This window comes from Marinifilum flexuosum (assembly GCF_003610555.1).
Lineage (GTDB): Bacteria > Bacteroidota > Bacteroidia > Bacteroidales > Marinifilaceae > Marinifilum > Marinifilum flexuosum.
The window spans coordinates 2013753-2040263 of record NZ_RAPQ01000008.1 but is presented as its reverse complement, the minus strand read 5'-3'; the positions used below and the strand labels follow the sequence as shown (position 1 = coordinate 2040263).

The window sequence follows — 26511 nt, the reverse complement described above, 5'->3', positions numbered from 1 at the left end:
TTTAATAATGTGATGCAAGTTTAATATGCGGCCAAATTAAAAGAAATCAAAAAATTGGCAAATAAGCTATTGGTTTGGTTTTCGTAACCCAATCGAACCCCTAAATCAAGCGGAGCTGAAAACCTTAATACATGTAGGTCGGATCTTAGCTCAATACCTCCTGAGAAATAATCACTTTTAAATGGGAAAATATCTCCTTCTTCATTTTCCAGGTATCTTTTCTCGTATCCATAATCCACAAAGGCATTCATTTTAATGCGCTTAAAATAGGCCAAAGGACCTAGATTCCAATCCGGATAAAAAAGAGGCATTGCATAATCTGCTCCTATAGTTGCAATTTGTTTTCCGTATAAATCACTCATCCCTCTAGGACTTTTAATCATATTCGAATAGAGAATATCATTTAACGAACGGTATTGATACCCACCATAGAATTTAATTCCATGATGTCTTCTCAATCCCGGGAAATACAAATGCCCCTCAGCCGACCAGGTATTGCCAAGATCTCTATCGCCCCAGGGAGTATCTCGGTAGTTCAACTCGAATATTTGAGCCCATTGGTATTGTACATCTCTTGGTGCAGTTTTGGCAATATTATATCCAAACAATTGGTATTCCATAACTTGTCGTGTAATATCTCCTTGTAACAGATTATACTCTCCCAATCCTAATGGATTCGTAGTTGCCAATGCTGTAGATTTTATATTATCAAAGCGAGTCATTAAGTAGGTTACCTTTGGAATAAGCTTTCTATTGTATTGGCCAGATGACAAATTAAATGGAAAACTAATACTATTCTCCCAATTCCATAATGTTAGGCTACGTTTCAATAAAATTGTATCCTTTTGTTCAGGTTCAATTCTGTCTTGCCGAGTCCAGAACTGATACCTTTGCTCTCCAACAGTTATTTTAGAATCAATAACAGGAAACCATCCCCTGTAAGAGAAATTGGCATAAAACTGACCATTATCAAATCCTTCCTCCTTTTTGTAACCTACTGTAGTTAGTAAAGTACTCAACTTGTTCTGGCTGGCAACGGAAACCCCTACATCTGCCTTACCATCAATGCCATCAACAAACATTGGAGCCCAGGAATGAAAGCTGAACAAATTGGCCAGTTTCGAATAGTTCCTTACTTCGAATCGATCGAGATTGGTAGTATCAGCATTTAGCTTTTCTCCCAATTGATTGGATAGTTGTTCTGCCAAAGGGTATTGATTATAATCGCCCTTCCACTCCTTCCATTCTTCTGTATCAATAACTGCCTTTGCCAAAAGGTAGCCATCTGAGGTGTAATCTGAATAATACATATTCTTATCAGCATTAACATGTGCATCTCTGGCTCCAAACCTTGAAGACGTTACCTGGTATACTTTTTTTGTATTTAAATCAAGAGCAAAAATATTATCGATGCCAGTAAATGAAGCATTGAAATACAAGTAATCTCCGTAAGGAACCGGACGCGACATGTTGGCATATCCAGAACTCAAAAGTTCTTCTCTTTCTTCAGATTTCAGGTTCAATTTTACAATCTGCTTCCCTTTATCATTCAAAACAATCAGAACAATATTCTCATCATCCATAAATTGAGGTGTTTGAAAATACTCATTCTTACCCGCAGCAATTCTTTGTTTGATTAATCCTGTTTTATGATCAATTATCACAAGACTATTATCTCCCTTCTGATCTGACGCAACAGCAACGATCTCACTTGCATCTAATTTAAATGATGGCGCAAACAATGACTTCTTGTAGTTGTGCGTCTTCCTCTCATTTGATTTGATATCGTAAGTCACCAAAATGCTCCTGTCTGCATGTTCCCAACGAATGTTCTGTTTTGATTCTGCCCACACCAGGAATCCATTGCGATAATCATAGTCGATATTTGACAAATAGCCCGGCACCAAAACCTTAGTGGTTTTTTCCTTGACATCCAACTTTTCAAAACACAAAGCATCCGATAAACCGTGCTTTAAATAGATTAAATCTCCTTGCTCTGTTACATGTGGAATTCTTTTACTGGTAAAGTATTTTTCTCTATCGCTCACTAACTGATAAGCTGATTTATCCGTTTCTGCATCTTGTTTCTTCCACTCCCAAAGCAACTCTTGCATGGTATCGAAATACAGCAATAGCTTCCCATCTGAATACTTTTTTGCTCCTTGAACTTTCTCCCAATCTACATCTTCTGCTTTTCCATATTTCTTTTGAAGTTCAATTTTAATCTGTTTTCTACTTTCAGATAAGCTTTTCTTTATTCCATTTGAAAAACTCACAATTCCCAATGGGTGTCGGGCCACATTTGTTAAAGTATTATCCCAAATTTTATCACCATAGTTGGATCTTGCTTTACCTACCAAATGGTAACCCAATTTGTACCTGTCGGTCACATAATCATTATACGAACCATTAACTGCTTTATCGTATGAAAACTCACCTTTTTCAAGCAATTGAGCTCTTAATTCCTGTTCAAATTCTGGTAACCTTCCTCTTCCCGACTCACTCATACTGGTCTCCAAACAAACAGCATCTCCTTCCATAAACCATGGTGGCAAATATAATCCTACTACTACGGCAGTAGCTTGTTGCCCGAATACATAATTCAATACTCTTGTAAATCCTTGTTCTATTTTATCCATTTGAACCACATGGCGAAACTCATGAGTTGCCAAATGGTCCAACCAAATTTGCGCATCATTATTCTGAGCCGAAGTGGTATAAAGCTCCATTCGTTTAGGAGCCCAGGCCACTAATCCATTAGAGTTGGCTGAATGTGTATGCAATACCACCGAAAATTTCTTTGGCACCCGATTTAAACTCTTCCCTCCTTTGTGCAACAAATCCTCAAACAAAGCAGCCACATATCGCGCCTTATTTTCTGATTCTTGAGGGAAAATAATTTGAAATTCCTTGGTATTAATCTGTTTCCATTTGATAGAAGCAGGATCTTGCCCTGTAATAAAATATTGTGAATATCCTGATGCAAATACCAGAACAAAATACACTAGAAATGCCAACCTTCTAATCATAAATAGCTTTTTTATTTTGAATGCCTTAAAATACCAAACTAATACACTGTAAACAAAATTAATTTACAGATGTTTTAATTAACATTAAATGATATCTCGTTTTCCATTTGCAAAAGTCGATTTCAATGCAGACCTTTGCCTCCTTAATTATAGATTGAAAAACGGTATCTGAATAGATCGAAATTATGGGTAAAATTGTAATTAAAACACCGGAACAAATCGAAGGAATTAGAAAAAGTTCACAATTAGCCGGCAACACATTAAAATATATTAGCAATTACGTTGAGGAAGGTGTATCCACTCACTATCTTGATAAATTAATTGAAGAATACATCCGTGATAATGGAGCAATTCCAGCTCCTTTAAACTATCATGGTTTTCCAAAATCATGTTGCATCTCACTTAATGATGTAATCTGTCACGGTATTCCTGATGAAAAAACCATTTTAAAACCAGGAGATATTCTTAACATTGATGTTACAACAATTCTTGATGGCTATTATGGCGATACTAGCACCATGTTTACCATTGGTGATATTACCGACCAAGCTGCAAGATTAGTAGAAGATACGGAACATGCTCTATACCTAGGAATTGAACAAGTAAGACCTGGCAACTATTTTGGTAATATTGGTTTTATGATTGGACGTTATGCTCAAGCAAAAAAATACAGTGTAGTATATGAATTCTGTGGACACGGTATTGGATTAGAGTTCCATGAGGATCCTCAAGTAGAACACATCGCTCCAAGAAACTCAGGCCCAAAAATGAAAGAAGGAATGGTTTTCACAATCGAGCCAATGATCAATTTGGGTAAAGCAAGAGCTGTTGTTGATGAGAATGATGGCTGGACTGCCAGAACAGTAGACAAAAAATTATCTGCTCAATTCGAACACACCATTTTGGTTACAAAAGATGGGTACGAAATTTTAACTGATGTTGGTGATTACGAAATCTTCAGATAAAGAAATTTCCTGACTAATAGAACATAAGCCGTCTTAAATAAAATTTGGGACGGTTCTTTTTTTTCACTTTCGCAATGAAAGAATTTGTATTAATTTAGCTCATCACTAAACTTTAAACTATGAAGAACGTTGCAGTTCTATTGGCTGGTGGAAGCGGTAAAAGAATGGGAACCTCACTCCCTAAACAATTTTTAAAAATTGCAGATAAACCAATCATCCAACACTCAATTGAGGCTTTTGAGTTTCATCCCAATATCGATGAAATCTGTATTGTTATCAATGCTGACTACCACAAGGAAATTAATGTTTTGGTAGCTGACAACAAATACAGGAAGGTAAAATACGTATTAAGCGGTGGTAAAGAAAGGAGTGATTCCAGCCTTGCTGCAATTAAAGCTTATGAACGAGAACAAAATGTATACCTGATTTTTCATGATGCTGTACGTCCTTTCGTTTCTAAGCGTATTATTAGTGATGTAATTAATGCTTTGGAAGCTGGAAAATCAGTAGCTGTTGCCATTCCAACCACCGATACCATTTTCTGCCTGAATCAAGATGAAACCATTGAATCTGTGCCCAATCGCAACTTATTGCGAAGAGCCCAAACTCCTCAGGCATTTTCATACAAAACCATTAAAAAAGCCTATGATATTGCAATGAGCGATTCCAATTTTGTGGCAACTGATGATTGTGGTGTTGTTTTAAAATATCTTCCAAATGAAGCCATTCACATTGTTGATGGTGAAGAATCCAATATCAAAATCACTTTTGAGCAAGATTTATTGCAAGGGGCACAAATTGCGGATAAAAAGTAAGCATTGAAAAAATATCAATCGAAACTTACAAAAAATGCTTGACTGTAAAATACAATCAAGCATTTTTTAGTAATATTTTTATTTTATAGTTTCAGATAGACAAACTATTTTTTACCCTTTATTAGCGCTTTAAATTTATGCTTTCTATAGATCTTATCTTTGTGTTTTTTATCAAATTGAAGCAAAAGCTTAACAGCTACATTTTCATCCTGGTTATTCAATTGAGCATATTGTTTTGCAATAATTTCAAGTTCATATTTGGATGCCCATAACTGTGCAAAATTTTTTAATCCTTTTAGATAATCAATTTTTTCAAATCTTAATCTATTAATATCTACTATAGAAAAATCATATTTGCCATTTTCTAATCTTGTAACTAATACATTGCCTCTTGAATAATCTAAATGATGAATACCCATTTTATGCAACTTGCTATAAGTATAAATAGCAAACTGCTTCAGAATATTCTCTTTATCTGGAAATTCAAAACCTATTAAATCTCTAACTGTAAAATCATATTGATGATGGACCGACACATAATAACTTCTATTAAAGAGAGCTTTTTTTAATGTTTCAACAAAAGCGATCGGTTCTGGCGTATTGGCTCCTCTTCTTAAAATTTCAATTCCATATTCGTATGAGTGCTTGGCCTTTGAACCTCTTAGCCATGCATAAGCCAATTTATTTATGAAGTTCGGAATTTTAAAAGATTTAACATTTAGTTTTACTCCTTCATAGTCAAAAACCTTAATTTCATTTCGCCCTTTATAAATTGAAGTGCCTTCACTTTCAAAAATATGAGGTAAATCTTTAACGAAATCCTCAACGAACTCATATCCAGGATCAACTGTGTAACGCTTTTTTTTCTCGAATACCATTTTTACTTCTCCTTATCAAGTTCGGGCAACACCTCCATAATCTTATTTGCGATACGTTCTCCTGCTTTACCATCAAGAGATTCAAACATTCTTTGGTTTGCGATTTGCTGAGCATCTCTTTTTTCATTTGCATTCTCGTATGCATAATCCAACATCTTTCCCAGTTCTTCTTGCGAGTCAATTTGAAAACTAATGGAACTAATTATTTCGCGTACCTCAGGAACAGTTCTTCTAACAACAGGTACCTTAAAAGTAACAATTGGTTTATACAAAGCACACATTTCAGACAATATTGAACTGGTATCACCAACACAAATATCTGCAATCATAATATATGGTGTTACATTCTGAGTATCTATATACTTTACTCCTAGTGTTTCTCTAATAATATCCCTATACTTATCTGAAGTCCAAACATGAAGAGTTACAAGTACATTGTATTTCTCCGTATAATCTTTTAACTGATCATACCACTTGTGTACAGCAGACATTTGAGACCCATCCCATGTAGACGAAAACAGAATTGTCTTCTTATTTTCATCGAGTTTTAATTTCTTTTTTAAACGATTTAAAACTTCTTCCGAATAAGTTCCATTATAAGCATCATCCATTTTTGGATAACCCAAGCCAACACCTGAAACAATTCCGATCGCCTTTGCCTCCTCCACTTCTTTAGAGCTTGTAAAATGAAATTGATCGAACATGTTATGTCCTTTTACATTTGCAAAAGGCTTAAAATGGTATGCTCCATGGTTTATTCCGATCTTTACAATTTTAGGTTCCGGGAACAAATAACAAGCTTGCCTGCACATAATCACTCCCTTTGGAAATACAGGCATAATTCTGGCTTTTATTCCTTTTTCCAATAACTTCTTTTGTATGCTTCTATTCTTTGCTACAATTGGTATCGGTTTCAAATGCCTTTGCACATTTTTAAATATTTCCAAATCGAGCTCATTCGCACAAAAAAATACAAGCTCTTTTCTTTTTTTAAATAAATTTAGAATGTTCCAAACCAATCTATAAGGAAACTTAATCACATAATAAGATAAAACCATTCTGTAAGTTATTTAGTATTTAATTTCCTTGTTTCGATAGCAATCCTTTTTTCAGCAATTTGATTTGAAAACCAACATTATCATGTAAATATTTTCCATTATCAATGGCTACGCTTGTTGAAAGTTCGAATGGAAATTTTTTCCATTTTGGGAATATTAGCTCCAGCATGTAAGATTGCTGAGAAAGACCATCTGGGTAGCTATAACTTTTAGAATAGTTTTCTTCTAACTTGCCTTGTCCATCATTCACAAGTAATGCTTTACCATAATTATCAGAAAATGTTAGTAAGGTTTTATACCTTACCTTACCTATGGTACCTGTAATTCCAAAATGGTGTGCGGCAACGGCATTATTACTTATTCCATTTGCAATTCCATCTTTGTAAGATGGCGTAAACAAAGGCATACCTATTATTCTCTGGTGACTAGTCCACCCTGAACTAAACACTCCCACATTTGAGAAATAATTATCAAAGCCAATAACAGGTTCAATGGGATGATCCGGACGAATCATATAACCTCCCTGGTCCTTGGTATAATAATATTCATAAATGAAAGAAGATATCAGCTTAGAGTTTTTCAATTTCAAATAAAAAGATAGATTCCAATCCTTTACCTCTTTTAAATGTCTAAAATCACCCGATTTATCTTCATATATATTCTTCAAGCTCAATACACTTTCTATTTTTTGTGAAGAATATGCCAACTCAAAAGTATTTTGGCCTATGTGATTTCCTGATTTGTTGTAGCTCTCATTTATTGACTCATTGCCATCTTCATCCACCAACACTTTTCCTGCTCTAACCAAAACAGCATCCATAAAAGCATCGAATCCACCTAAATTACCCCATCTAGGAGAATCTCCTCCCCACTGCACATAGTGATCTAATCCAACTGTAAATGACAAGCCTTGTTTTTTACCGATTCTTAGGAAAGCTCTCTTGTGATGAACATTGGCATTATCAACATATCTATCATCCAACATGATTCCATTGGAAAAACTACCTTTAATCCACAACCAATTGTTTGAGTAAGGAACAGCAATAAAATCATTAAGCTGGATTTTTACTTCCGGATACATACGTGCATTACCAGCGTATAGCATATCCCCATTGGTAAGAGACAATCCATCAAATTTAACTGCTCTGTGTTGCATTCCAACATTAATCCCAATTTTTCTCCAATCCGCTGACACATACAATTCATCTATGAAAACATCACTTGATTTTCCTTGACTGCCAACTAAGGAGGTTCCATAATTAAAATCGATTTTCTTTGAATTATTCGAAGGAGTACTGTGAATTCTAAAATTTAATGTTCCATTATTCTCATCCGGATAAATCCCATATTTATTTGTTACCAACCAAAATGGCAAGTTACTTTCTGAAGAAAATTGAGTAGATAGTTCTGCCTCATAATTTACCTTTTTATTTTGAGCTACAAGTGTTTGACATGTAAGCATTAAAATAAATACTAATCCCCTATACTTCATTTTAATTATTATTGTTTTTTACAAATGACTTTACAATTTCTTTTATTGATACCGATCCAATCTCATCCAATGGAATATCTCCTGGTTTATAAAATTCAAAAGAGGAAATATCATCTTCAGCCTTAATATTTTTAAAGGATTCAATTCGACAAATAAAAGCCAAATCTGTTGTGAAGACCGATAATCCGCCAAAAACATATTCATTGGGATATGACATAAAGTACTTCATCTCTTTAATGTTCAAATTCAACTCCTCACTAATTTCTCTTTGAACAGCATTTTCAACAGTTTCCATAACATCAACAAAACCTCCTGGCAAATCCAACATGCCTAATTGTGGTTCAATTGCACGACGAGTTAACAACAGCTCACCTTTCTCATTTACAATTAAAGCTGCAACTGCAGCAGCCGAGTTAATATAGAGATGAAATGAACATGAACCGCACAAAAAGGAATTGTCCCTATGGTAGACAAAATCTCTACTACCACATTTTGGACAATATCGAATTACTTTTTCTGGAAATGTAGGTGCCATACCTTAAACGAATTACTATAAATCAAACTTTCAACTCAAAAACAATGCCAGTAACAAACAAAGCTGAATTGAATAAAAATATCATAAAACGACAAAACTAACTTAATGTTATCTGAATGCCAATAACTAACTGTTTAATTTTAGAATATTTCCTTTTGAAAACGGTAAATCCATTGACATATTATTTTATTTTTTTATTTGGATTCATCCCAAATTAACTTTTAAAACGATTGCAGTGCTTTGATTATTTCAAAAACTTATTACTTTTAGTGCCGAAACAAATACGATGGGTATGGCCAAGCTTGATATTTTTTATCCTGACTAAAAAATGAGCTTGTATCTCATTCAAATCAAATGGTCGCTAATTTTACTTGAACAAGGTATTGAGGCCTCCCCATTCATTTTGATTCTAACCCAAATACCATATATCAAAAAAAAGCATTTCAATTACGAAATGCTTTTTTATTTATCGATTACCTCCCAATAATGCAATTACTTCTTTAAGGGTATCTCGCTCTTTTTTTAAATCATTAATCTCATTTTCAAGTTCAGCAATTCGCGAATCAATTGGATTTTTAATATCGATTTGATCGGCTAATCTTTTAAAGAAATTGTATTGAAGCGCTTCTGAAATTGTCCATAAACGCGATACTTGCAGACTAGATTTCTCCAAAAAATTGTAAACTGATGATGTACCAATATTCAATTTCTCAGAAAGAGCAAGTGGCCCAATCATTTGTCTTTCCATTTCCTCTCGAATCAATTCATTGATCTTAACTGGAGTATTGTTTTTCTGATGCTTGTTCATGATATTAATTTAAAGAGTTATTCGTTTCTTATTAAAGATATAAAACATATCTCTTTTTTACTGCATATTGATTTTTTTGTTGCGTATATTAAACTCCTTCTTAATAATATTGAATTCCTTTAGGTTAATATTGGATACCTTTGGGTTCCTATTGGAAATTTCATTAACTTTTTTGTATTTATTTTAGTTTCTTTTAGAATTCTACATATGTATATTGGATTTTTATGCATGAATAATGGTATAATAACACTTTATTAAATCTTTCTAGTATCCTATGGCTTTACTATCGGCATGACGTAATGTATCTGCGGCTCCGATGTATTGTCCTTTTGGGTTAACGCTTATATTAGCCATCATTCCTATTCTGGATTGTTCTTGAATAATATGTCCTAAATTTTGCAATTCTTTTTTTACTACAGGGGAGATGGCCCCTGTTTCGGCATATACTTTATCGGGCAACCATTGCGAATGGATTCTTGGAGCATTTACACATTCTTGAGCATTCATTTTAAATTCAACTGCATTAATGATATTTTGAAAAACCGATGTAATAATGGTTGAGCCGCCGGGTGAACCTGTAACCATAAACAGCTTCCCATTTTTCTCAATAATCGTTGGAGTCATACTGCTTAGCATTCTCTTTTCCGGTTCAATAGCATTTGCTTTTCCGCCTACCAAACCAAACTGATTTGGGATGCCTGATTTAATGCTAAAATCGTCCATTTCATTATTTAAAAAGAAGCCACCTCCTTCAACAATCACTTTACTTCCATAGTTCCCATTTAATGTAGTGGTTACAGAAACTGCATTTCCCCACTTGTCTACAATAGAAAAATGTGTTGTTTCAAAGCTTTCAATTACTTCTACATTGCCTGCTTTTATGTCTTGCGAATTCGACTTGCTATTCATGGCAATATTGGAGTATCGATTCGTTAAATATTCATCGCTTAACAGTTTATCTTTAGGCACAGAACAATAATCTGGATCTCCCAGCCAAGTTGCTCTATCGGCATACACTCTTCTTTCCAATTCAACCATTAAATGGATATGTTCCAATGATCCGAACTGATATTGTCCCATATTAAACTTTTCGGCTCCGTTTAAAAGTTGCATTAAGGCAATTCCTCCACTTGATGGTGGTGGCATGGAAATAATTTTACAATTGCGATATTTTCCAATCAGAGCAGGACGCCAAACAGCCTGGTATTCTTTCAAATCTTCTTTCGAGATTAAGCCTTTTCCCCTTTGCATTTCGGAAATGATAAGTTCAGCTGTTTCTCCTTCATAAAATCCATTTCTTCCCTGATTCTTGATACGTATTAATACATTTTCCAATTCTGGATTTTTAATCAGTTCACCAGTTATGAAATCTGCATCTTTTATATAACAACAGTTAGTTTTACCAGCATTTGCCTGATTAATTCTCTCACGATAAGCATTTAGCTTCTCCGCTTCCAACTTAGTTAGTGTTACTCCATTTTTTGCCAAATTGATTGCCGGCTGCACCAATTTTTCCCAGCCCAAACTTCCATATTTTTGGTGTAGTTTAACCATTCCATCAACACTACCTGGAACTCCTACAGCCAAATGTCCTGTCTGGCTTAATCCTTCTATAACATTCCCATTTGCATCGAGATACATTCTCTCAGAAGCAGCTTTAGGAGCTTTTTCTCTAAAATCTAAACTTTCCGATTCACCCTTAGCTGTTCGAATCACTGCAAAACCTCCGCCCGCAATATTACCTGCTCTTGGGTAAACAACGGCCAATGCGAATTGTACCGCTACTGCGGCATCGAAAGCATTACCTCCTTGTTTTAGGATATCTGATCCAACTTCGGAGGATAAAAAATGCGCTGTTACAACAACACCATTTTTATGAACATTATTGATTTGAACAGCCTGCTTACCATTACAAGCCATTAAAAATAGTGCAGCCAAGGCTACAGAGAGAGTTTTCTTTAGATTCATTTGATTCGTATTGGGTTATTTGAAAAAACGAAAGGATAAATTTATGTATATAAAAAAGAGCTTGCAAATACAAGCTCTTTAAAATTTATTCAGTCCATAATTTACTTTCCTGATTTATATACCATGTTTTACCAGAAGCAGATTGAATTGAAATTAAAAACTGCTTGCGCGTTGTTTCAATTAAAACAGGATAGTTCGAAGTTATCTTGTTGAAATATTTACCATACTTTTCATACATTTTCTTCTCTAAAGTATAAAGCCTGATTAATTCTATTTTGGCTGGATAATCTTGATCTATTCTTGGTGTGAGTTCCTTTCCACCCACAATTTCATCGGTAAACTCAACATACCCCCATGTTTCTGGCTGATGCATTGCAATTACTCCTTGTGGAGACCAAACCCAGTTGTACTCCGGGTAAGTTTTTCCTGTTTTGGGATTTATTTTCTTGTGATACTTTCCATCTTTATGCTCAACCTCCCAATTTACTCTTGAGAAATTTACTCTCCACTGCTCGCCCGACTTTGGCTTTCTTCCTTGATAAGCGCACTCTTTCAGAACCTCCCAAGGAAAAGCGATTTCCACAGTCCACTTTTTATCTTTATCCTTAGGATTATTTAATGTTCCATATACTTTAACTGCAGATTTTAATCCTTTTATATCCCATGCATTAATAGCAGGTGCACCATCGCGATATGGTTTGGCAAGCATTAAATCCCAAATGGTATTTAAGGCATTTATCTCAAATTCATAATACCTATGATTATCTCCTTGCGGATCGATAAAAACCTCAAAATCATTATCGTAAAAAATAACTGTGTCACGTTGTTTTAGTTTAGCCCAAATATGCAGTTCTTGCAATTCTGCCGCTATATAAAAGTAGTTTTCATCCCACAGCATTTTAACTCGCGTTTTGTATTTTGGTTTTGGCTTTTTATCTCCCTCAATATCTACAAATTTACTGGTCCAATTGGCCTTACCCCACTCCTCATCCGACAATAAACCATCTATAGCAATATCGGATCCAGCCTTATAGCACATATAAGATTCAGGATAATCTTGAGCACTTAAACAAAATGCCAACAAGACCAAAAAAAACGTAAGTATACTCTTCATAACAATACTTTTTGGTGGATTTTACCCATAAAAGTAATGAATAAATTAAGCAAAGAGGAATCCTTGTATCAAAACAAAAAGTGTATGAACAACATATTAGCGACATACCATCAGGACTAAACTGGTTTAGTTATAATTTCCTATTTTTGAAATTGTATTAAAAAAATTATCATGCTAGATATACTTTACAAACGAAGAAGTGTAAGAAGGTTTACTGCCGAAAAAGTAAAAGAGGAAAAGATTGACAGAATTCTGGAAGCAGGCTTATTGGCTCCATCATCAAAAAGCAAATACCCATGCGAATTTATTGTGTGTGATCAGCCAGAGCTTAACCTAAAACTTTCTGAAAGCAAACCTGGCGGGGCAAGTTTTCTGAAATACGCTCCCGTATCAATAGTAATAACTGGAGACGAAGAAAAAAGCGATGTTTGGATTGAGGATACTTCAATTGCAGCAGCCTACATGTTGCTACAAGTCGAAAAAGAAGACTTAGGAGCTACCTGGGTACAAATAAGAGGTCGCGAGCACAACGAGAATTCTTCAGCCGAAAAATACATTCAAGAACTATTAGGCATTCCTAAAAATCAAAAAGTTCTTGCCATTATTGGCATTGGGCATAAAGATGGAGTTAAGGAAGGTAGAGATAAATCTTTTCTAAAAAGAGAAAAAATACATAGAAATCGTTTTTAAGATTTGAGAAATGAAAATAAAGTTTGTGAGGGCTATAGCTTTCACAAGCTTTTTTATTTACTTCCTTTCATAAATAGAAATCACAGAGGAAATTGTATGAATATTCATTTAAATTAATTATTTTAAGTCCTTAAAATTCTCTTATTGCATGGGACGCAAAAAACATTTCATTTTTCTTCTTCTCTCATTTCTTATAATTCTTTCTTGCTCAAGAAAAGAATATGATATCCTTACTTTTAAAGAGAGACAATGGCTAGAAGAACATCCTAATGTTTCCATTGCAGTATCTGCAGTTTTTCCTCCCTTTCAATACACCGATGAAGAAGGTAAATCAATTGGAATTTCCATTGATATTCTTTCATTACTGGAAACAAAACTTGATTATAAATTTAAAAAAGTAATACATTCCACATGGAAAGACATACTCCAGGCAGGAATAAACAAGGATGTTGATATCATTTTAGAGATTCAGGAAACTCCTGATAGACGGAAGCACTTCTTCTTTACCGAACCCTTCATTTCTATCCCTCATGTAATTTTCATGAGAAATGATGCTCCGGAAAATATCAAAATTGAAGAATTGGAAAACATTAATGTTGGTGTAGTTGATAATTATGCGATACAAGAACATCTTGAAGTAATGTACCCTGAAATCAATTTGGTCCCTTATAAAAGCGATTTGGAATGTCTTCTTAAATTATCGGCTAAAAAGATTGATGTTGTAATTACTCAGCAGGGTTATGGTATTCAAACTATACACAATCAATTAATACCAAATGTTAAAATTGTTGGCAATGCTAACTACGACAACAAACTTGGCTTTGCCATAAGAAATGATCAACCAATGTTGGCCAGAATCATTTCAAAAGGATTAGCTGAAATAAGCCCCAAAGAGCAAAGTCAAATTTACAACCATTACATTCAAATTAATTCGAGACCATTCTGGCAGAAACAAATTTTTTGGGGAAGTTTATTGGCAACATTACTGATATTTGCGTTAGGCTTACTATTCATGTGGATATGGAACAAAGCTTTAAGAAAAAATGTTGCAAAAAAAACAAAGGAACTAAAAAAAGCAAAAGAAAAAGCAGAGGAAAGCAACACATTAAAAAGCTCATTCTTAGCCAATATGTCTCATGAAATCAGAACTCCATTAAATGCAATCCAAGGATTTTCAGAGCTTTTAACATCAAAGGATTTAAACCAGGAAAAAACTGATTTATTTGCCAATATTATTAGAACTAATTGTAATGATTTAACACACTTAATTGATGAGATTTTAGATTTATCCATTATAGAATCAGGTCAAATTAATTTAAACTATCAGGAATTTAATGTTATCAAACTTATTGAAGATATCGTTGCCATACAAACCCGAAGTATTTCCAAAAAGAATCTTACAATCCGCTTTGTTAATCAGCTAAACACAGATGTGTTTGAAATTACAGCAGATCAATTAAGAGTAAAGCAAATCTTTAACAACTTAATAGAAAACGCAATAAAATTTACCAAAAATGGAACCATTTCCGTTTATGCAAGTTATAATAGTGATAGTGAATTAATTTTCTGTGTAGAAGACACAGGAATAGGAATCGAACCGTCGTCCTTAAACTATATTTTCGATAGGTTCCGAAAAATTGAAATTGACACGACTGTTTTATATAGAGGCTCAGGATTAGGCCTAAATATCTGCAAAAAGTTATTACAAATTATGGATGGACAAATTTGGGTAAAGTCAACATATGGAGAAGGCTCTTCATTTTATTTCACACTTCCAATTCGTTAAATAAAACAAGGAGGTAAGACTCAAACACAGCACCTATTTTGATCAATTGAGAGCATCACTTGAAGTGATACTCTCAAAGCATCCAGTTTAATTATTTTACGTCGAATTCGCGTTATTTAGAATGTCTTGTTTCCAATAAAGCAACAACTTGCTCTAAACTATATCCTTTTGCTGATAACAATACCAAATAGTGAAACATTAAATCGGCTGCTTCACCCATGAATAAATCTTCATTATCGTCTTTGGCTTCAATTACCAACTCAACAGCTTCCTCACCTACCTTTTGAGCAATTTTGTTAATCCCTTTTTGGAACAAACTTGCCGTGTAAGATTTCTCTGATAGATTCTTCTTTCTTTCTGTAATCACTTGCTGCAATTGCAAAAGAAAATCGATGGAACTTGCCTCATTAGCTTCTTCCCAACAAGTATCTGTTCCTTTGTGACAAACAGGTCCTACAGGATCAACCTTTATTAATAATGTATCCTTATCGCAATCCAAACTAAGGTCTTTTAGATTTAGGAAATTCCCACTCTCCTCTCCTTTGGTCCACAATCTTTGTTTGCTTCTACTGTAGAATGTCACCTTTCCCAATTCGATAGTCTTTTCATACGACTCTTTGTTCATGTAACCCAACATCAATACTTTTTGGGTTTTTACATCTTGTATAATGGCAGGAACCAAGCCATCGCCTTTATTAAAATCAATTTGGTTTGTTAGATCTTTAAAATTCATTTTTTATTACATTTTGCAATATGAGAATCAAGGCTTTTTCAGACTATCCTCTCCTATTTAATACATTTAAATTCTTACTGGGATATTTTTAGTTTTCAGATATTTCTTCAGTTCTGGCACTTCAATTTCTTTGAAATGGAAAACACTTGCCGCCAAGGCTGCATCAGCCTTTCCTTCGATAAAAGTATCTGCAAAGTGCTCCATATTACCTGCGCCTCCCGAAGCAATTACCGGAATATTTACCATCTCAGACAGCTTCGCTAATGTTTCATTAGCAAAACCATTTTTCGTACCATCGTGATTCATGGATGTAAAAAGAATTTCACCAGCACCAAGCTGCTCTGCCTTTAGAATCCATTCAAACAGATCGATTCCCGTTGAAAGTCGACCTCCATTCAGAAACACTTCCCAATTGCCATCAACACATTTGGCATCAACAGCTAAAACCACACACTGACTTCCAAATCTTTTTGCCAAATCGGATATCAATTGCGGATTTCGCACAGCTGCTGAGTTTATGGATACTTTATCTGCGCCAGCATTTAAAAGAACTCCTACATCCTCAGGTGTTGATATTCCACCTCCAACGGTAAACGGAATATTCAATTCTCTGGCCACTTTTTGTACCAATTCAACCAAAGTCTTTCTTTTTTCGTGGGTGGCTGTAATGTCAAGGAATACCAATTCGTCGGCTCCTTGTTCTGCATAGTAAGCAGCCAACTCAACCGCATCACCGGCATCACGAAGATCAACGAAGTTAACTCCCTTTACCGTTCTGCCATCCTTCACATCCAAACATGGTATTATTCTTTTCGATAGCATAACTTACAATATAAATTCGTTAACCAATTCATTCACATCAATTCGCTCTTCGTAAATCGCCTTACCGATGATTACTCCCCAGCATCCAATCTCACTTAACACCCGAACATCCTCAATATTACTCACACCTCCACTGGCTATCAAGTTGAGTTCCGGAAATTCTTTCATGACACCTTTGTATAAATCCACCGCCGGGCCTTGTAGCATTCCATCTTTAGAAATATCGGTACATATAATACTCTTTACTCCCTTGGCCTGATATTTTTCAAGGAATTTGTACAGGTGATAGTCCGAATCTTTCTGCCATCCTGAAATGGAAACCATTTCATTTCTAACATCGGCACCCAGAATTATTTTATCTGCACCATATTTATCGAGCCAGCTCTCCATTAGTTCCGGATTCGATACAGCTATACTTCCTCCTGTAACCTGGTTTGCACCTGATTTAAATGCCAGTTCAATATCTTCATTGGATTTTACTCCTCCACCAAAATCTATTTTCAAATTGGTACCTTCCGCTACCCTCCTTAAAACTTCGGCATTACAAATGTGTCCTGATTTTGCACCTTCCAAATCCACCAAGTGCAATCTTGTAATCCCTAATGCTTCAAAATTTCTTGCTACTTCCAAAGGATCTTCGCTATACACTTTCTCGGTATTATAGTCCCCCTTGGTTAAGCGAACACATTTTCCTTTTATGGTATCTATTGCTGGTATTATTTTAATTTTTGCCATTGCTTTTTTCTTAAAGATTGATAAAGTTTTTCAAAATTTTTACTCCAACATCACCCGACTTTTCGGGATGAAACTGACATGCATAAAAATTATCTTTTTGCAAGGCCGCACTAAAAGGTACAATGTAATCACAACTGGCAATTGTTTCCTCTATAAGTGGCACATAGTAAGAGTGCACAAAGTAGGTAAATTCACTTGGCTTAATACCATTCAGTAATCCTCCTTTTAAATCATCCAGCTGGTTCCAGCCCATATGCGGTACTTTTTGCTCATTGGAAAAACGCTTTACGGATACAGGAAAAATGCCTAGAGCCTTGGTGTTCCCTTCCTCAGTACTTTCACACATTAATTGCATTCCCAGGCAAATTCCCAATACTGGCTGCTTTAAGTCAGGAATCAAATCAATCAGATCATTTTCTTTTAGAGAATTCATTGCCCATGAGGCCTCTCCAACTCCGGGAAATATCACTTTATCCGCATTACGAATCACCTCTTTATCTTTAGAAACTATTGGAGTAATTCCCAATCGCTCAAAGGCATATTTTACCGACTGAATATTACCCGCATCATAATCTATAATTACAATATTTTGCTTCTTCATTCTTTATAACTTTCCTTTTGTTGATGGCAATTGCAAGCAGTTTACATCTCTTCTAATGGCCATACGAATGGCTCGGGCCAAGGCTTTAAAAATGCCTTCTATTTTGTGATGCTCATTTTGTCCCTCTGCCTTAATATTTAAATTGCATGCAGCTCCATCGGTAAATGATTTAAAAAAGTGATAGAACATCTCGGTAGGCATACCTCCAATCATTTCACGCTTGAATTCAGCATCCCAAACCAGCCAGTTTCTTCCACCAAAATCTAAAGATACCTGTGCTAAGCAATCATCCATAGGCAAAGAAAAGCCATAACGATCAAGGCCTAACTTTGAACCCAGTGCTTTATTAAAAGCTTCTCCCAAAGCAATGGCAGTATCTTCAATGGTATGGTGCTCATCAACATCCAAATCACCTTTTACCTTTACCGATAAATCAACACCTGCGTGCTTGGCAATTTGATCCAACATGTGATCGAAGAAGCCTATTCCTGTATCAAATTCTCCCTTTCCTTCTCCATCCAAATCCAATTTGATTTCGATTTGAGTTTCCTTGGTATCACGTTCTATTCTTGCTGTTCTCTCCTCTAACCTTAGATATTCGTAAATCTTTATCCAACTATCCGTTGCAAGTGCGATACATGCTTGAAGATCATTTTTAGATTCCGTCAATTCATCATCTCCAATATTTCCACTTGATGTGATAAAAATGGCTTTCGATCCCAGATTTTTAGCCAATTCCACATCCGTCCACCTATCACCAATTACATAAGAGTTGGCCAAATCGTATTCTTCCGAAAAGTATTTGGTCAGAAGAGCAGTTCCCGGCTTACGGGTAGGTGAATTTTCTTCAGGAAAAGTTCTGTCAACGCAGATATCGCTAAATTCAATTCCTTCATTTGAAAAGGTCTTCAACATCTTGTTTTGTGCAGGCCAGAATGTTTTTTCAGGATATGAATCGGTTCCCAAACCATCCTGATTGGTCACCATCACCAACTCATATTCCAATTGATCAACAATTTTAGATAAGCCTTTAAACACAGCCGGATAAAACTCCAGCTTCTCTAAACTATCCACTTGATAATCTACAGGAGGTTCAAGTATTAAAGTACCATCTCTATCAATAAAAAGAACTTTCTTTTTTGTATTCATAGCTTAAAATTTAGAGTTGTATTCGCTTAATGATTCGCACAATAGCTTATTCTCTTCTTGGGTGCCAATGCTTATTCTTACACAATTTTCCAAGCCAACAATCTTTGAACGATCTCTAATAATTATTCCTTTTTCCAATAAGTAATTGTATAGTTTTTTGGCATCATCCACCTTAATCAAAATAAAATTAGCATCTGATGGATAAATCTTTTCTACACATGATAAGCCAGAAAGAAACTTGCTTAACAGTTCCCTGTCTTGTAAAATTTCGTTCACCTGATTTGCATACTTCGCCTCATCATCAAGCAATTCCAATGCTTTTGTTTGTGTTAGGCTATTTACATTATATGGCGGCTTAATGCGATTCAACACTCCTACAATTTCTTCTGATGCAAAACCGATTCCCAATCGAATTCCTGCCATGCCCCAGGCTTTCGACAAAGTTTGAAGAATTACAAGGTTTGGATATTCATCTAACTTATCCAGGACTGATTTCCCGGGAGCAAAATCTACGTAAGCCTCATCTACAATTACAATCCCCGGAAATGCTTTCAGGAGTTGAACAATCCTATCTTCATTATACAAATTTGCGGTAGGATTATTAGGTGAGCACAGAAACAACATCTTGGAGTTCTCATCCGAGAGATCCATTACCAAATCAATATTGGGCTGGAAATCCTTATCTAAAGGAGCTTCCTTAATTTCAATTGCATTAACATTGGCTGCCACCTCGTACATTCCGTAAGTAGGTGTACAAATTACAACATTGTCTTTATTAGGCTCACAAAATGCTCTAAACAATAGATCAATTACCTCATCACTTCCATTTCCAAGAATCATTCTTGTTGGGGGAACTCCCTTTAATTGAGTTAATCTTTTTTTCAATTGATTTTGCAAAGGATCAGGATAACGATTGACTCCATTTTCGTATGGATTTTCATTTGCATCGAGAAATACAGAACCATTGCCCGAAAATTCATCGCGAGCAGAAGAGTATGGAACCAATTGTTTCACATTCGGTCGAATCAAATTATCAAGTGTAAATCTTGTATTCATCCTTTGACCTCCTCTCTCAGTTTTTGTAAACGCACACTTACTGCATTGCAGTGAGCATCCAATTGTTCAGCTTTTGCCATCACCTCAATTACCGGTCCCAGTTCAAGTAAACCTTTTTCACTAATCTTTTGAAATGAAATACTCTTCATAAAAGATTCAAGACATACGCCTGAAAAGGATTTAGCAAATCCATTGGTTGGTAATGTGTGATTTGTTCCTGAAGCGTAATCACCCGCACTCTCCGGAGTATAATTTCCTAAAAACACTGAACCTGCATTCAATATATTGTCTACACATTTTCCTTCATCCTTAACAGATATAATAAGGTGTTCAGGGCCATATTCATTACTCAAGTCCAATGCTTCATCCAATGAAGAAACCAAAATAATTTTAGAATTCTGCAAGGCCTGCTCGGCAATCTCTTTGCGAGAAAGCTTGTTTAACTGCCTATCAACTGCAAATTGAACTTCCTTAACCAAGAATTCTTCCCAGGTCACAAAAATCACTTGACTATCTGCCCCATGTTCCGCTTGTGATAACAGGTCGGAAGCTATAAACTCCGGATTCGCACTTTCATCTGCTAAAACCAATACTTCAGAAGGGCCTGCTGGCATGTCAATTGCCACACCCAGTTTGCTTACCCTCTGCTTTGCCGCAGTAACAAATTGATTTCCCGGACCAAAAATTTTATACACATTAGGAATACTTTCTGTTCCAAATGCCATAGCCCCGATAGCCTGAATTCCACCTACACAAAAGACTTTATCTACCCCAACCAATTTACTGGCGTATAGAATCGCCGGATCAATCTTGCCATCCTTACCCGGTGGTGTGCACAAAACAATCTCTTTACAAGCTGCAAGTTTTGCCGGAATCCCCAACATCAAGACAGTAGAAAACAAAGGAGCACTTCCTCCCGGAACATATAATCCCACTCGTTCTATTGGTGTAGCCTTTCTCCAGCACTCAACCCCTTTTGTGGTTTCTATAACTTCAGTTTTTTGAAATTGAGCAGCATGAAATTTTTTAATGTTATTGGCAGCAACCAATAAAGCATCTTTTAATTCAGAGCTTAGCAGTTCCTCAGCTTTATCGATTTCCTTCTGAGTAATCTCAAGCTTATCAATTTTAATTTTATCAAACTGCCAGGTATATTTTTTCAGAGCCTTATCTCCACCAGTTTTTATCTCATTAAAAATTTGGTTTACCACATCCTCCAAATCATCATTATCAATCAAAGGACGTGACAAAATCGCCTTCCAGTCTTTTTTATCGGGGTATTTTATTACTTGCATGATTAAATATTCTGTGATTAATAGTCTATTCCTTTTAAATTATAGTACCATCTTTTCAATTGGGATGATTAAAATACCTTCGGCACCATTCAATTTTAACTGATCAATCACTCCCCAAAAGTCATTTTCGTTAATTACAGAGTGTAAAGAACTCCATCCTTCCTGGGCCAATGGCATAATCGTAGGACTTTTCATTCCAGGTAATACTTCGATGATATCATTGACCTTCTCATTTGGAGCATTCAAAAGAATATATTTATTGTTCTTTGCTGCCAAAACAGATTTCAATCGGAACATTAGTCTATCTAGAATGGCCTGTTTTATACCAGACATATTTTTATTGGCAACCAAACAAGCTTCTGATTTTAGAATTTGCTCTACTTCTCGTAATCCGTTTTTAAATAAAGTACTTCCTGAACTTACAAGATCGCAAATACCATCAGCCAAGCCAATATTTGGAGCAATTTCAACCGAACCAGAAATAACGTGTATATCACAATTCAAATTATTCTCATCAAGAAATAGCTGTAGAGAGTTTGGATAGGATGTAGCTATCCTTTTACCATTAAAATACTCCAGACCATTGTATTCAACATCCTTTGGCAAAGCCATTGCCAACCTACATTTCGAAAAACCAAGCTTCTGTAGTATTTCAAGTTCTTTTTGTTTTTCTATTACTACATTTTCACCTACAATAGCAATATCAGCCACTCCATCTTCCACATACTGAGGAATATCTGAATTCCTAAGATACAAAACTTCCAATGGAAAGTTAAAGGCACTGGCTTTTAACTGATCTTTTCCATTATCGATAGAAATTCCACATTCTTTAAGGATTTTAAGAGAATCTTCTTTAAGTCTTCCTGACTTTTGAACTGCAATTTTTAATTTTTCACCCATGATTTAAAATTTTGAGACCACCTGATCCATCATGGGTAAAAAAAATGCCCACCTGAATCAGGCGGGCATTTTTAATGTTAGTTAAATATCTTTTTCGGAATAGTGCATAACATCGTCAGCTCACCTGCGGGTAAGTAAAATGATGATGACGATGATGTAATGCAATAAACTTCATTTTTGTTCTTTTTGTGTGGAGCAAAGATTAGCATTTATTTTTTTTCAGACAAATCTTTTTTTCAAGAATATTGAAAAGTTAACGATTTAGACACATAGATTCTATTCTAAATTGATATCACATGAATATCTCTATTCTCAAGCTCACCCCCTATTATTTTATAAGGTTATTCTCTAAAAAAACAAAATAATTCAACACACCCCCTCTTCGGAAACGATATAATTTAAAAAAATACACTTTTCGAAAAAAGAACCCCTTATTTTTATTTGTTGGTGTGAAATTTTTAATACTTTTACAAAAGCAACCCCTAAAAACACCAGGTGTATTTATTAAAAAACCACAAATATTTAATACACCCCCCTTTTTTAAGCAAGGGTTGCTTAAGAAAAAAACTAAAATTGCTAACTATTATTAAAAACCATTATTAACCACATGAAAATCAATTTTCGGAATTCAGAAGATAAAGCACACCTGCTTTATTCAAGACATCAAAAACTGTCAATTTCTTCAATTTTTCGACAACAGTCGAATTTACGCTTGGTCTAAATACGAAACCCGAGGCTCCTTAATCCGGGGAACCTCGGTGTTTCAAACTAGAAGACTCAACGAAATTAAAATCTTATAATAGAAAAATTTATGAAAAAGATCGAAGCGATTATTCGCAAAACTAAATTTGAAGACGTTAAGAAAGGACTACACGAAATAGGCATCGACTACCTGACATTTTGGGATGTAAGAGGTGTAGGAAAATCGGTGGAAAAAAGAGTATACCGAGGCGTTAAATATGATACCAGTAGTATCGAAAGAACTATGATATCATTTATAGTAAGAGACAAATTTGTAGATAGCTGTATTGTTAGCATTCGTGAAAATGCATTTACAGGTGAAATAGGAGATGGAAGAGTTTTCATTTATGAAGTTCTTGATGCTTACAGAATCAGAACAGGAGATTCTGGCGATCGCTCCTTATATGATGAAGAATAGAGCTAGCATTAATTATTCACGAAATTAAATTATTATCATGGAAGAAACTCTAAGTTTAAACACAATACAGTCAACAGTTACAGCAACGAGTCATTCATTAGATGTAGTTTGGGTACTACTTTCTGCTGCTTTAGTAATGTTTATGCAGCCTGGATTTGCAATGGCAGAAGCTGGCTTTACCAGAGCAAAGAACACAGCAAACATCCTAATGAAGAACATGTTGGATTTTGGTGTTGGCTCCATTTCATTTTTCTTAATTGGCTACGCTTTAATGTTTGGTTCTGATATCGGAGGATTCATTGGAAAACTTCCCTTTCTGGAAGAATCAAGTCCTGAAATTGACTATTCATTTCTAATGTTTCAAACTGTATTTGCAGCCACCGCAGCAACAATTGTATCAGGTGCAGTAGCAGAAAGAACGGAATTTAAAACCTATCTATTTTTTAGTATAATCACCACAGCTATTATCTATCCTATTTCCGGGCACTGGGTATGGGGAGGCGGATGGTTAAGCAATCTTGGCTTCCACGACTTCGCAGGTTCAAGTGTTGTTCATTCTGTTGGTGCATGGATGGGATTGGTAGGCGCTGCCATTATCGGACCACGTATAGGTAAATACAATGGGAAAGCAAATGCAATACCAGGACATAACTTAACTTTTGCAGCTCTCGGAGTATTTATCCTATGGTTCGGATGGTTTGGATTTAATGCTGGCTCTCAGCTGGCTGCCTCTGGGTCGGATAATACCCTTGCCATTTCTCATATCTTTTTAACAACCAACTTATCAGCAGCTGGCGGAACTCTTGCAGCCCTTGCAGTAAGCTGGATGAGATATAAACGCCCAACACTTTCCTTAACCTTAAATGGTGCATTGGCTGGACTTGTTGCCATTACCGCCGGATGTGATATTGTTACACCTCAAGCTGCAATCGTAATTGGTATTTTAGCAGGTATAACACTTGTCTTTTCAGTTGAGTTTATTGATAAAGTACTCAGAATTGATGATCCTGTTGGTGCAATTACAGTTCATGGTGTGAATGGAGCACTAGGAACTCTTTTAGTAGGAATTTTTGCTACTGATGGTGGTCTCTTATATGGAGGTGGATTTAAACTTCTTGGAATTCAAGCTTTAGGTGTCATAGCTATTGCAGCCTGGGCTTTAGGAACTGCTTATATCTTATTCAAATTATTAGATAAGACTATAGGTTTAAGGGTGCCGGCAATTGTTGAAGAAGAAGGTCTGGACATATACGAGCACGGCGAAAAAGCATACCATTAATTACCAAACAAATACTCGTTTCTCAATAAAGATGATGTGAAGTAAGATTCTTCCATCATCTTTTTTTTGTAAAAAATACTTTGTAATTTCATGTGTAGAAAACAAAATGAATGACAATAATTGACTTTATTTGGCGTTCTTTTGCAAAAGATAAAATTGTAAATACATATAGTAATAAATTAAATTGATGAACATGAAAAAGATTAATATTTTCTTATTAGCCTGCCTATTTTTTACTCTTAGTATCGGTCAAACAGGATGTTACGGTCCTTTTCGTTTGACTAAAAACCTTCATGAATGGAATGGTACCGTAGGCGATAAATTTACAAATGCATTGGTATTTTTTGCATTTGTAGTAATTCCGGTTTACGAAGTTGCAGTTTTGGTTGATGGTTTAGTTTTAAACACCATTGAGTTTTGGTCTGGCGATAATCCTGTAGCAATGAAAGAAGGTGAAAAAGATGTTCAGATCGTTAAAAAAGATGGAAAAAAATACCGAATTACAGCTACAAAAAACAAATTTCACATCGAACAAATAAAAGGGCCAAACAAAGGAAACTTTGCAGAATTGGTATATGATCCAACAAGTTCAAGCTGGAGCCTAAAGGATGGTGACAAGGAATTACAAAAGCTAGTAAGTTTCAACGAAGAAGCTAACTTAATAGAAATCTATAAGCCAAACGGTGAGAAGATTCAGGTTAACCCAAATAGCTACGATTTAGCACTAATAAAAGAACAGGTTAATTCCAAGTCCATCAATTGGGCAATGAAATAACAATCCTCCCCGACTCTTGAAAGTCGGGGATTTTTCTTTCTCAAAATTTTGATGCTCCATACTATAAATGTAACTTTATTGACAGCACGTTAAATGCTGTTAACATGAACAAATCGCCAATACCATTCCTCCCTTTTAAGCTGATTTTAACCTTTGCTATTTTTTTGCTTGCTGTTAATGCTAAAGCCAGCGATCCGAAAAATGCTCCACACTTTGATAAAATCAGATTACAGCTAAAATATTATCACCAATTTCAATTTGCTGGATATTACGCTGCTCTACATAAAGGATTTTACAAAAATGAAGGTTTAGATGTAGAACTTTTAGAAGGTGGTACAGTTAATGCAGTCGAAATTGTATTACAGGGAGAAGCCGAATACGGCGTAAGTGCTAATGATATTTTGATCGAACGCATAAACAAAAAACCCATTGTGTTACTAGCCTCAATCTTTCAGAGTTCGCCATCTATATTCCTCAGCTTAAAACAATCCGAGATAAACACTGCTCATGATCTTATCAACAAGCGAATCATGCTTCTTGATGAGTATAGAGACCCCGAACTATTAGCCATTTTTTACACAGAGGGAATTCCTTTAGACAATATATCGCGATTAACAACAACTTATGATATTAATGATTTAATTACCGGTAAAACCGATGTTTTAAATGCCTATTCAACAAACGAACCATACTTCCTGCATGAGCAAGGAATCGCTTATACAGTTATTTATCCTAAAAGTTATGGAATTGACTTTTATGGTGATGGAATATTTACTACTGAAAAAGAAATTCAAAATAATCCAAAGCGTGTTGATGCATTTATTAGAGCCACAAAAAAAGGTTGGGAATATGCATTAAAAAATCAAGAT

Annotated in this window: 23 protein-coding genes and 1 pseudogene; 8 read left to right on the top strand and 16 right to left on the bottom strand. The window is 35.3% G+C overall.

From position 1 onward, the window contains the following. Positions 1-20: 20 nt before the first annotated feature. Entirely contained in the window at positions 21-3029 is a 3009-nt protein-coding gene (locus BXY64_RS08270) for a TolB family protein (RefSeq protein WP_120239408.1), read from the bottom strand. A gap of 185 nt (positions 3030-3214) precedes the next feature. Here BXY64_RS08270 and map point away from each other — a divergent pair, with 185 nt between their 5' ends. Continuing rightward, positions 3215-3994, top strand: coding sequence for a type I methionyl aminopeptidase (gene map, locus BXY64_RS08265; RefSeq protein WP_110359103.1), 780 nt, complete (start codon positions 3215-3217; stop codon positions 3992-3994). Positions 3995-4113: 119 nt separating this feature from the next. Further along, complete coding sequence (gene ispD, locus BXY64_RS08260) at positions 4114-4809, top strand: 2-C-methyl-D-erythritol 4-phosphate cytidylyltransferase (RefSeq protein WP_120239407.1); 696 nt, start codon at positions 4114-4116, stop codon at positions 4807-4809. A 104-nt stretch (positions 4810-4913) separates the two neighbouring features. Here the strand turns inward: ispD and BXY64_RS08255 are convergent, their stop codons facing one another. The 7 genes from BXY64_RS08255 to BXY64_RS08225 all read right to left on the bottom strand — a co-directional run bounded on the left by BXY64_RS08255 (position 4914) and on the right by BXY64_RS08225 (position 12662). Beyond that, complete coding sequence (locus BXY64_RS08255) at positions 4914-5687, bottom strand: hypothetical protein (RefSeq protein ID WP_120239406.1); 774 nt, start codon at positions 5685-5687, stop codon at positions 4914-4916. A 2-nt stretch (positions 5688-5689) separates the two neighbouring features. Next, a complete protein-coding gene (locus tag BXY64_RS08250; RefSeq protein WP_170150615.1) occupies positions 5690-6604 on the bottom strand; it encodes a CDP-glycerol glycerophosphotransferase family protein in 915 nt (304 codons plus the stop codon). A 160-nt stretch (positions 6605-6764) separates the two neighbouring features. Further along, the gene (locus BXY64_RS08245; protein WP_120239404.1) at positions 6765-8237 is read right to left on the bottom strand and encodes a hypothetical protein; all 1473 of its coding nucleotides are present in this window, start codon (positions 8235-8237) and stop codon (positions 6765-6767) included. 1 nt (position 8238) lies between these two features. After that, positions 8239-8772, bottom strand: a complete 534-nt coding sequence (locus BXY64_RS08240) for an NUDIX hydrolase (RefSeq protein ID WP_120239403.1) — start codon at positions 8770-8772, stop codon at positions 8239-8241. A 466-nt stretch (positions 8773-9238) separates the two neighbouring features. Then, the gene (locus BXY64_RS08235; protein WP_120239402.1) at positions 9239-9580 is read right to left on the bottom strand and encodes a hypothetical protein; all 342 of its coding nucleotides are present in this window, start codon (positions 9578-9580) and stop codon (positions 9239-9241) included. 264 nt (positions 9581-9844) lie between these two features. Continuing rightward, the gene (gene ggt, locus BXY64_RS08230; RefSeq protein ID WP_120239401.1) at positions 9845-11548 is read right to left on the bottom strand and encodes a gamma-glutamyltransferase; all 1704 of its coding nucleotides are present in this window, start codon (positions 11546-11548) and stop codon (positions 9845-9847) included. Between the two features lie 85 nt (positions 11549-11633). Continuing rightward, positions 11634-12662, bottom strand: coding sequence for a carbohydrate-binding family 9-like protein (locus BXY64_RS08225; RefSeq protein ID WP_120239400.1), 1029 nt, complete (start codon positions 12660-12662; stop codon positions 11634-11636). Between the two features lie 171 nt (positions 12663-12833). Between BXY64_RS08225 and BXY64_RS08220 the strand changes: the two genes are divergently transcribed. Both BXY64_RS08220 and BXY64_RS08215 read left to right on the top strand, forming a co-directional pair. Next, positions 12834-13352: a nitroreductase family protein gene (locus tag BXY64_RS08220; RefSeq protein ID WP_120239399.1), complete on the top strand. Its 519-nt coding sequence runs from the start codon at positions 12834-12836 to the stop codon at positions 13350-13352. Between the two features lie 148 nt (positions 13353-13500). Then, positions 13501-15138, top strand: coding sequence for an ATP-binding protein (locus BXY64_RS08215; protein WP_120239398.1), 1638 nt, complete (start codon positions 13501-13503; stop codon positions 15136-15138). 112 nt (positions 15139-15250) lie between these two features. On the opposite strand, the gene hisIE is transcribed toward BXY64_RS08215, so the two are convergent. The 8 genes from hisIE to hisG form a co-directional block, all read right to left on the bottom strand. Further along, entirely contained in the window at positions 15251-15871 is a 621-nt protein-coding gene (hisIE, locus tag BXY64_RS08210; RefSeq protein ID WP_120239397.1) for a bifunctional phosphoribosyl-AMP cyclohydrolase/phosphoribosyl-ATP diphosphatase HisIE, read from the bottom strand. Between the two features lie 66 nt (positions 15872-15937). Continuing rightward, positions 15938-16693, bottom strand: a complete 756-nt coding sequence (gene hisF, locus BXY64_RS08205; protein WP_120239396.1) for an imidazole glycerol phosphate synthase subunit HisF — start codon at positions 16691-16693, stop codon at positions 15938-15940. 3 nt (positions 16694-16696) lie between these two features. Beyond that, complete coding sequence (gene hisA, locus BXY64_RS08200) at positions 16697-17428, bottom strand: 1-(5-phosphoribosyl)-5-[(5-phosphoribosylamino)methylideneamino]imidazole-4-carboxamide isomerase (protein ID WP_211334438.1); 732 nt, start codon at positions 17426-17428, stop codon at positions 16697-16699. Positions 17429-17438: 10 nt separating this feature from the next. After that, entirely contained in the window at positions 17439-18029 is a 591-nt protein-coding gene (gene hisH / locus BXY64_RS08195) for an imidazole glycerol phosphate synthase subunit HisH (RefSeq protein ID WP_120239395.1), read from the bottom strand. Positions 18030-18032: 3 nt separating this feature from the next. Then, complete coding sequence (gene hisB / locus BXY64_RS08190) at positions 18033-19178, bottom strand: bifunctional histidinol-phosphatase/imidazoleglycerol-phosphate dehydratase HisB (RefSeq protein ID WP_120239394.1); 1146 nt, start codon at positions 19176-19178, stop codon at positions 18033-18035. 3 nt (positions 19179-19181) lie between these two features. Further along, complete coding sequence (gene hisC, locus BXY64_RS08185) at positions 19182-20234, bottom strand: histidinol-phosphate transaminase (RefSeq protein WP_120239393.1); 1053 nt, start codon at positions 20232-20234, stop codon at positions 19182-19184. Beyond that, positions 20231-21529 carry a histidinol dehydrogenase gene (gene hisD / locus BXY64_RS08180; protein ID WP_120239392.1) on the bottom strand — a complete coding sequence of 433 codons (1299 nt, stop codon included), beginning with the start codon at positions 21527-21529 and terminating at the stop codon, positions 20231-20233. Before hisD ends, hisC begins: the two co-directional genes overlap by 4 nt. Before the next feature lie 39 nt (positions 21530-21568). Next, complete coding sequence (gene hisG / locus BXY64_RS08175) at positions 21569-22429, bottom strand: ATP phosphoribosyltransferase (RefSeq protein WP_120239391.1); 861 nt, start codon at positions 22427-22429, stop codon at positions 21569-21571. Positions 22430-23240: 811 nt separating this feature from the next. On the opposite strand from hisG, the gene BXY64_RS08170 reads away from it, so the two are divergent. The 4 genes and pseudogenes from BXY64_RS08170 to BXY64_RS21695 all read left to right on the top strand — a co-directional run. Then, positions 23241-23588, top strand: a complete 348-nt coding sequence (locus tag BXY64_RS08170; protein ID WP_120239390.1) for a P-II family nitrogen regulator — start codon at positions 23241-23243, stop codon at positions 23586-23588. Between the two features lie 37 nt (positions 23589-23625). After that, positions 23626-24867, top strand: coding sequence for an ammonium transporter (locus BXY64_RS08165; RefSeq protein ID WP_120239389.1), 1242 nt, complete (start codon positions 23626-23628; stop codon positions 24865-24867). Positions 24868-25060: 193 nt separating this feature from the next. Continuing rightward, on the top strand, positions 25061-25642 hold the full coding sequence (locus tag BXY64_RS08160; protein ID WP_170150614.1) for a DUF3332 domain-containing protein: 582 nt from the start codon (positions 25061-25063) through the stop codon (positions 25640-25642). A gap of 104 nt (positions 25643-25746) precedes the next feature. Further along, a pseudogene (locus BXY64_RS21695) lies at positions 25747-26502 on the top strand (ABC transporter substrate-binding protein); the annotation flags it as partial. Positions 26503-26511: the final 9 nt, after the last annotated feature.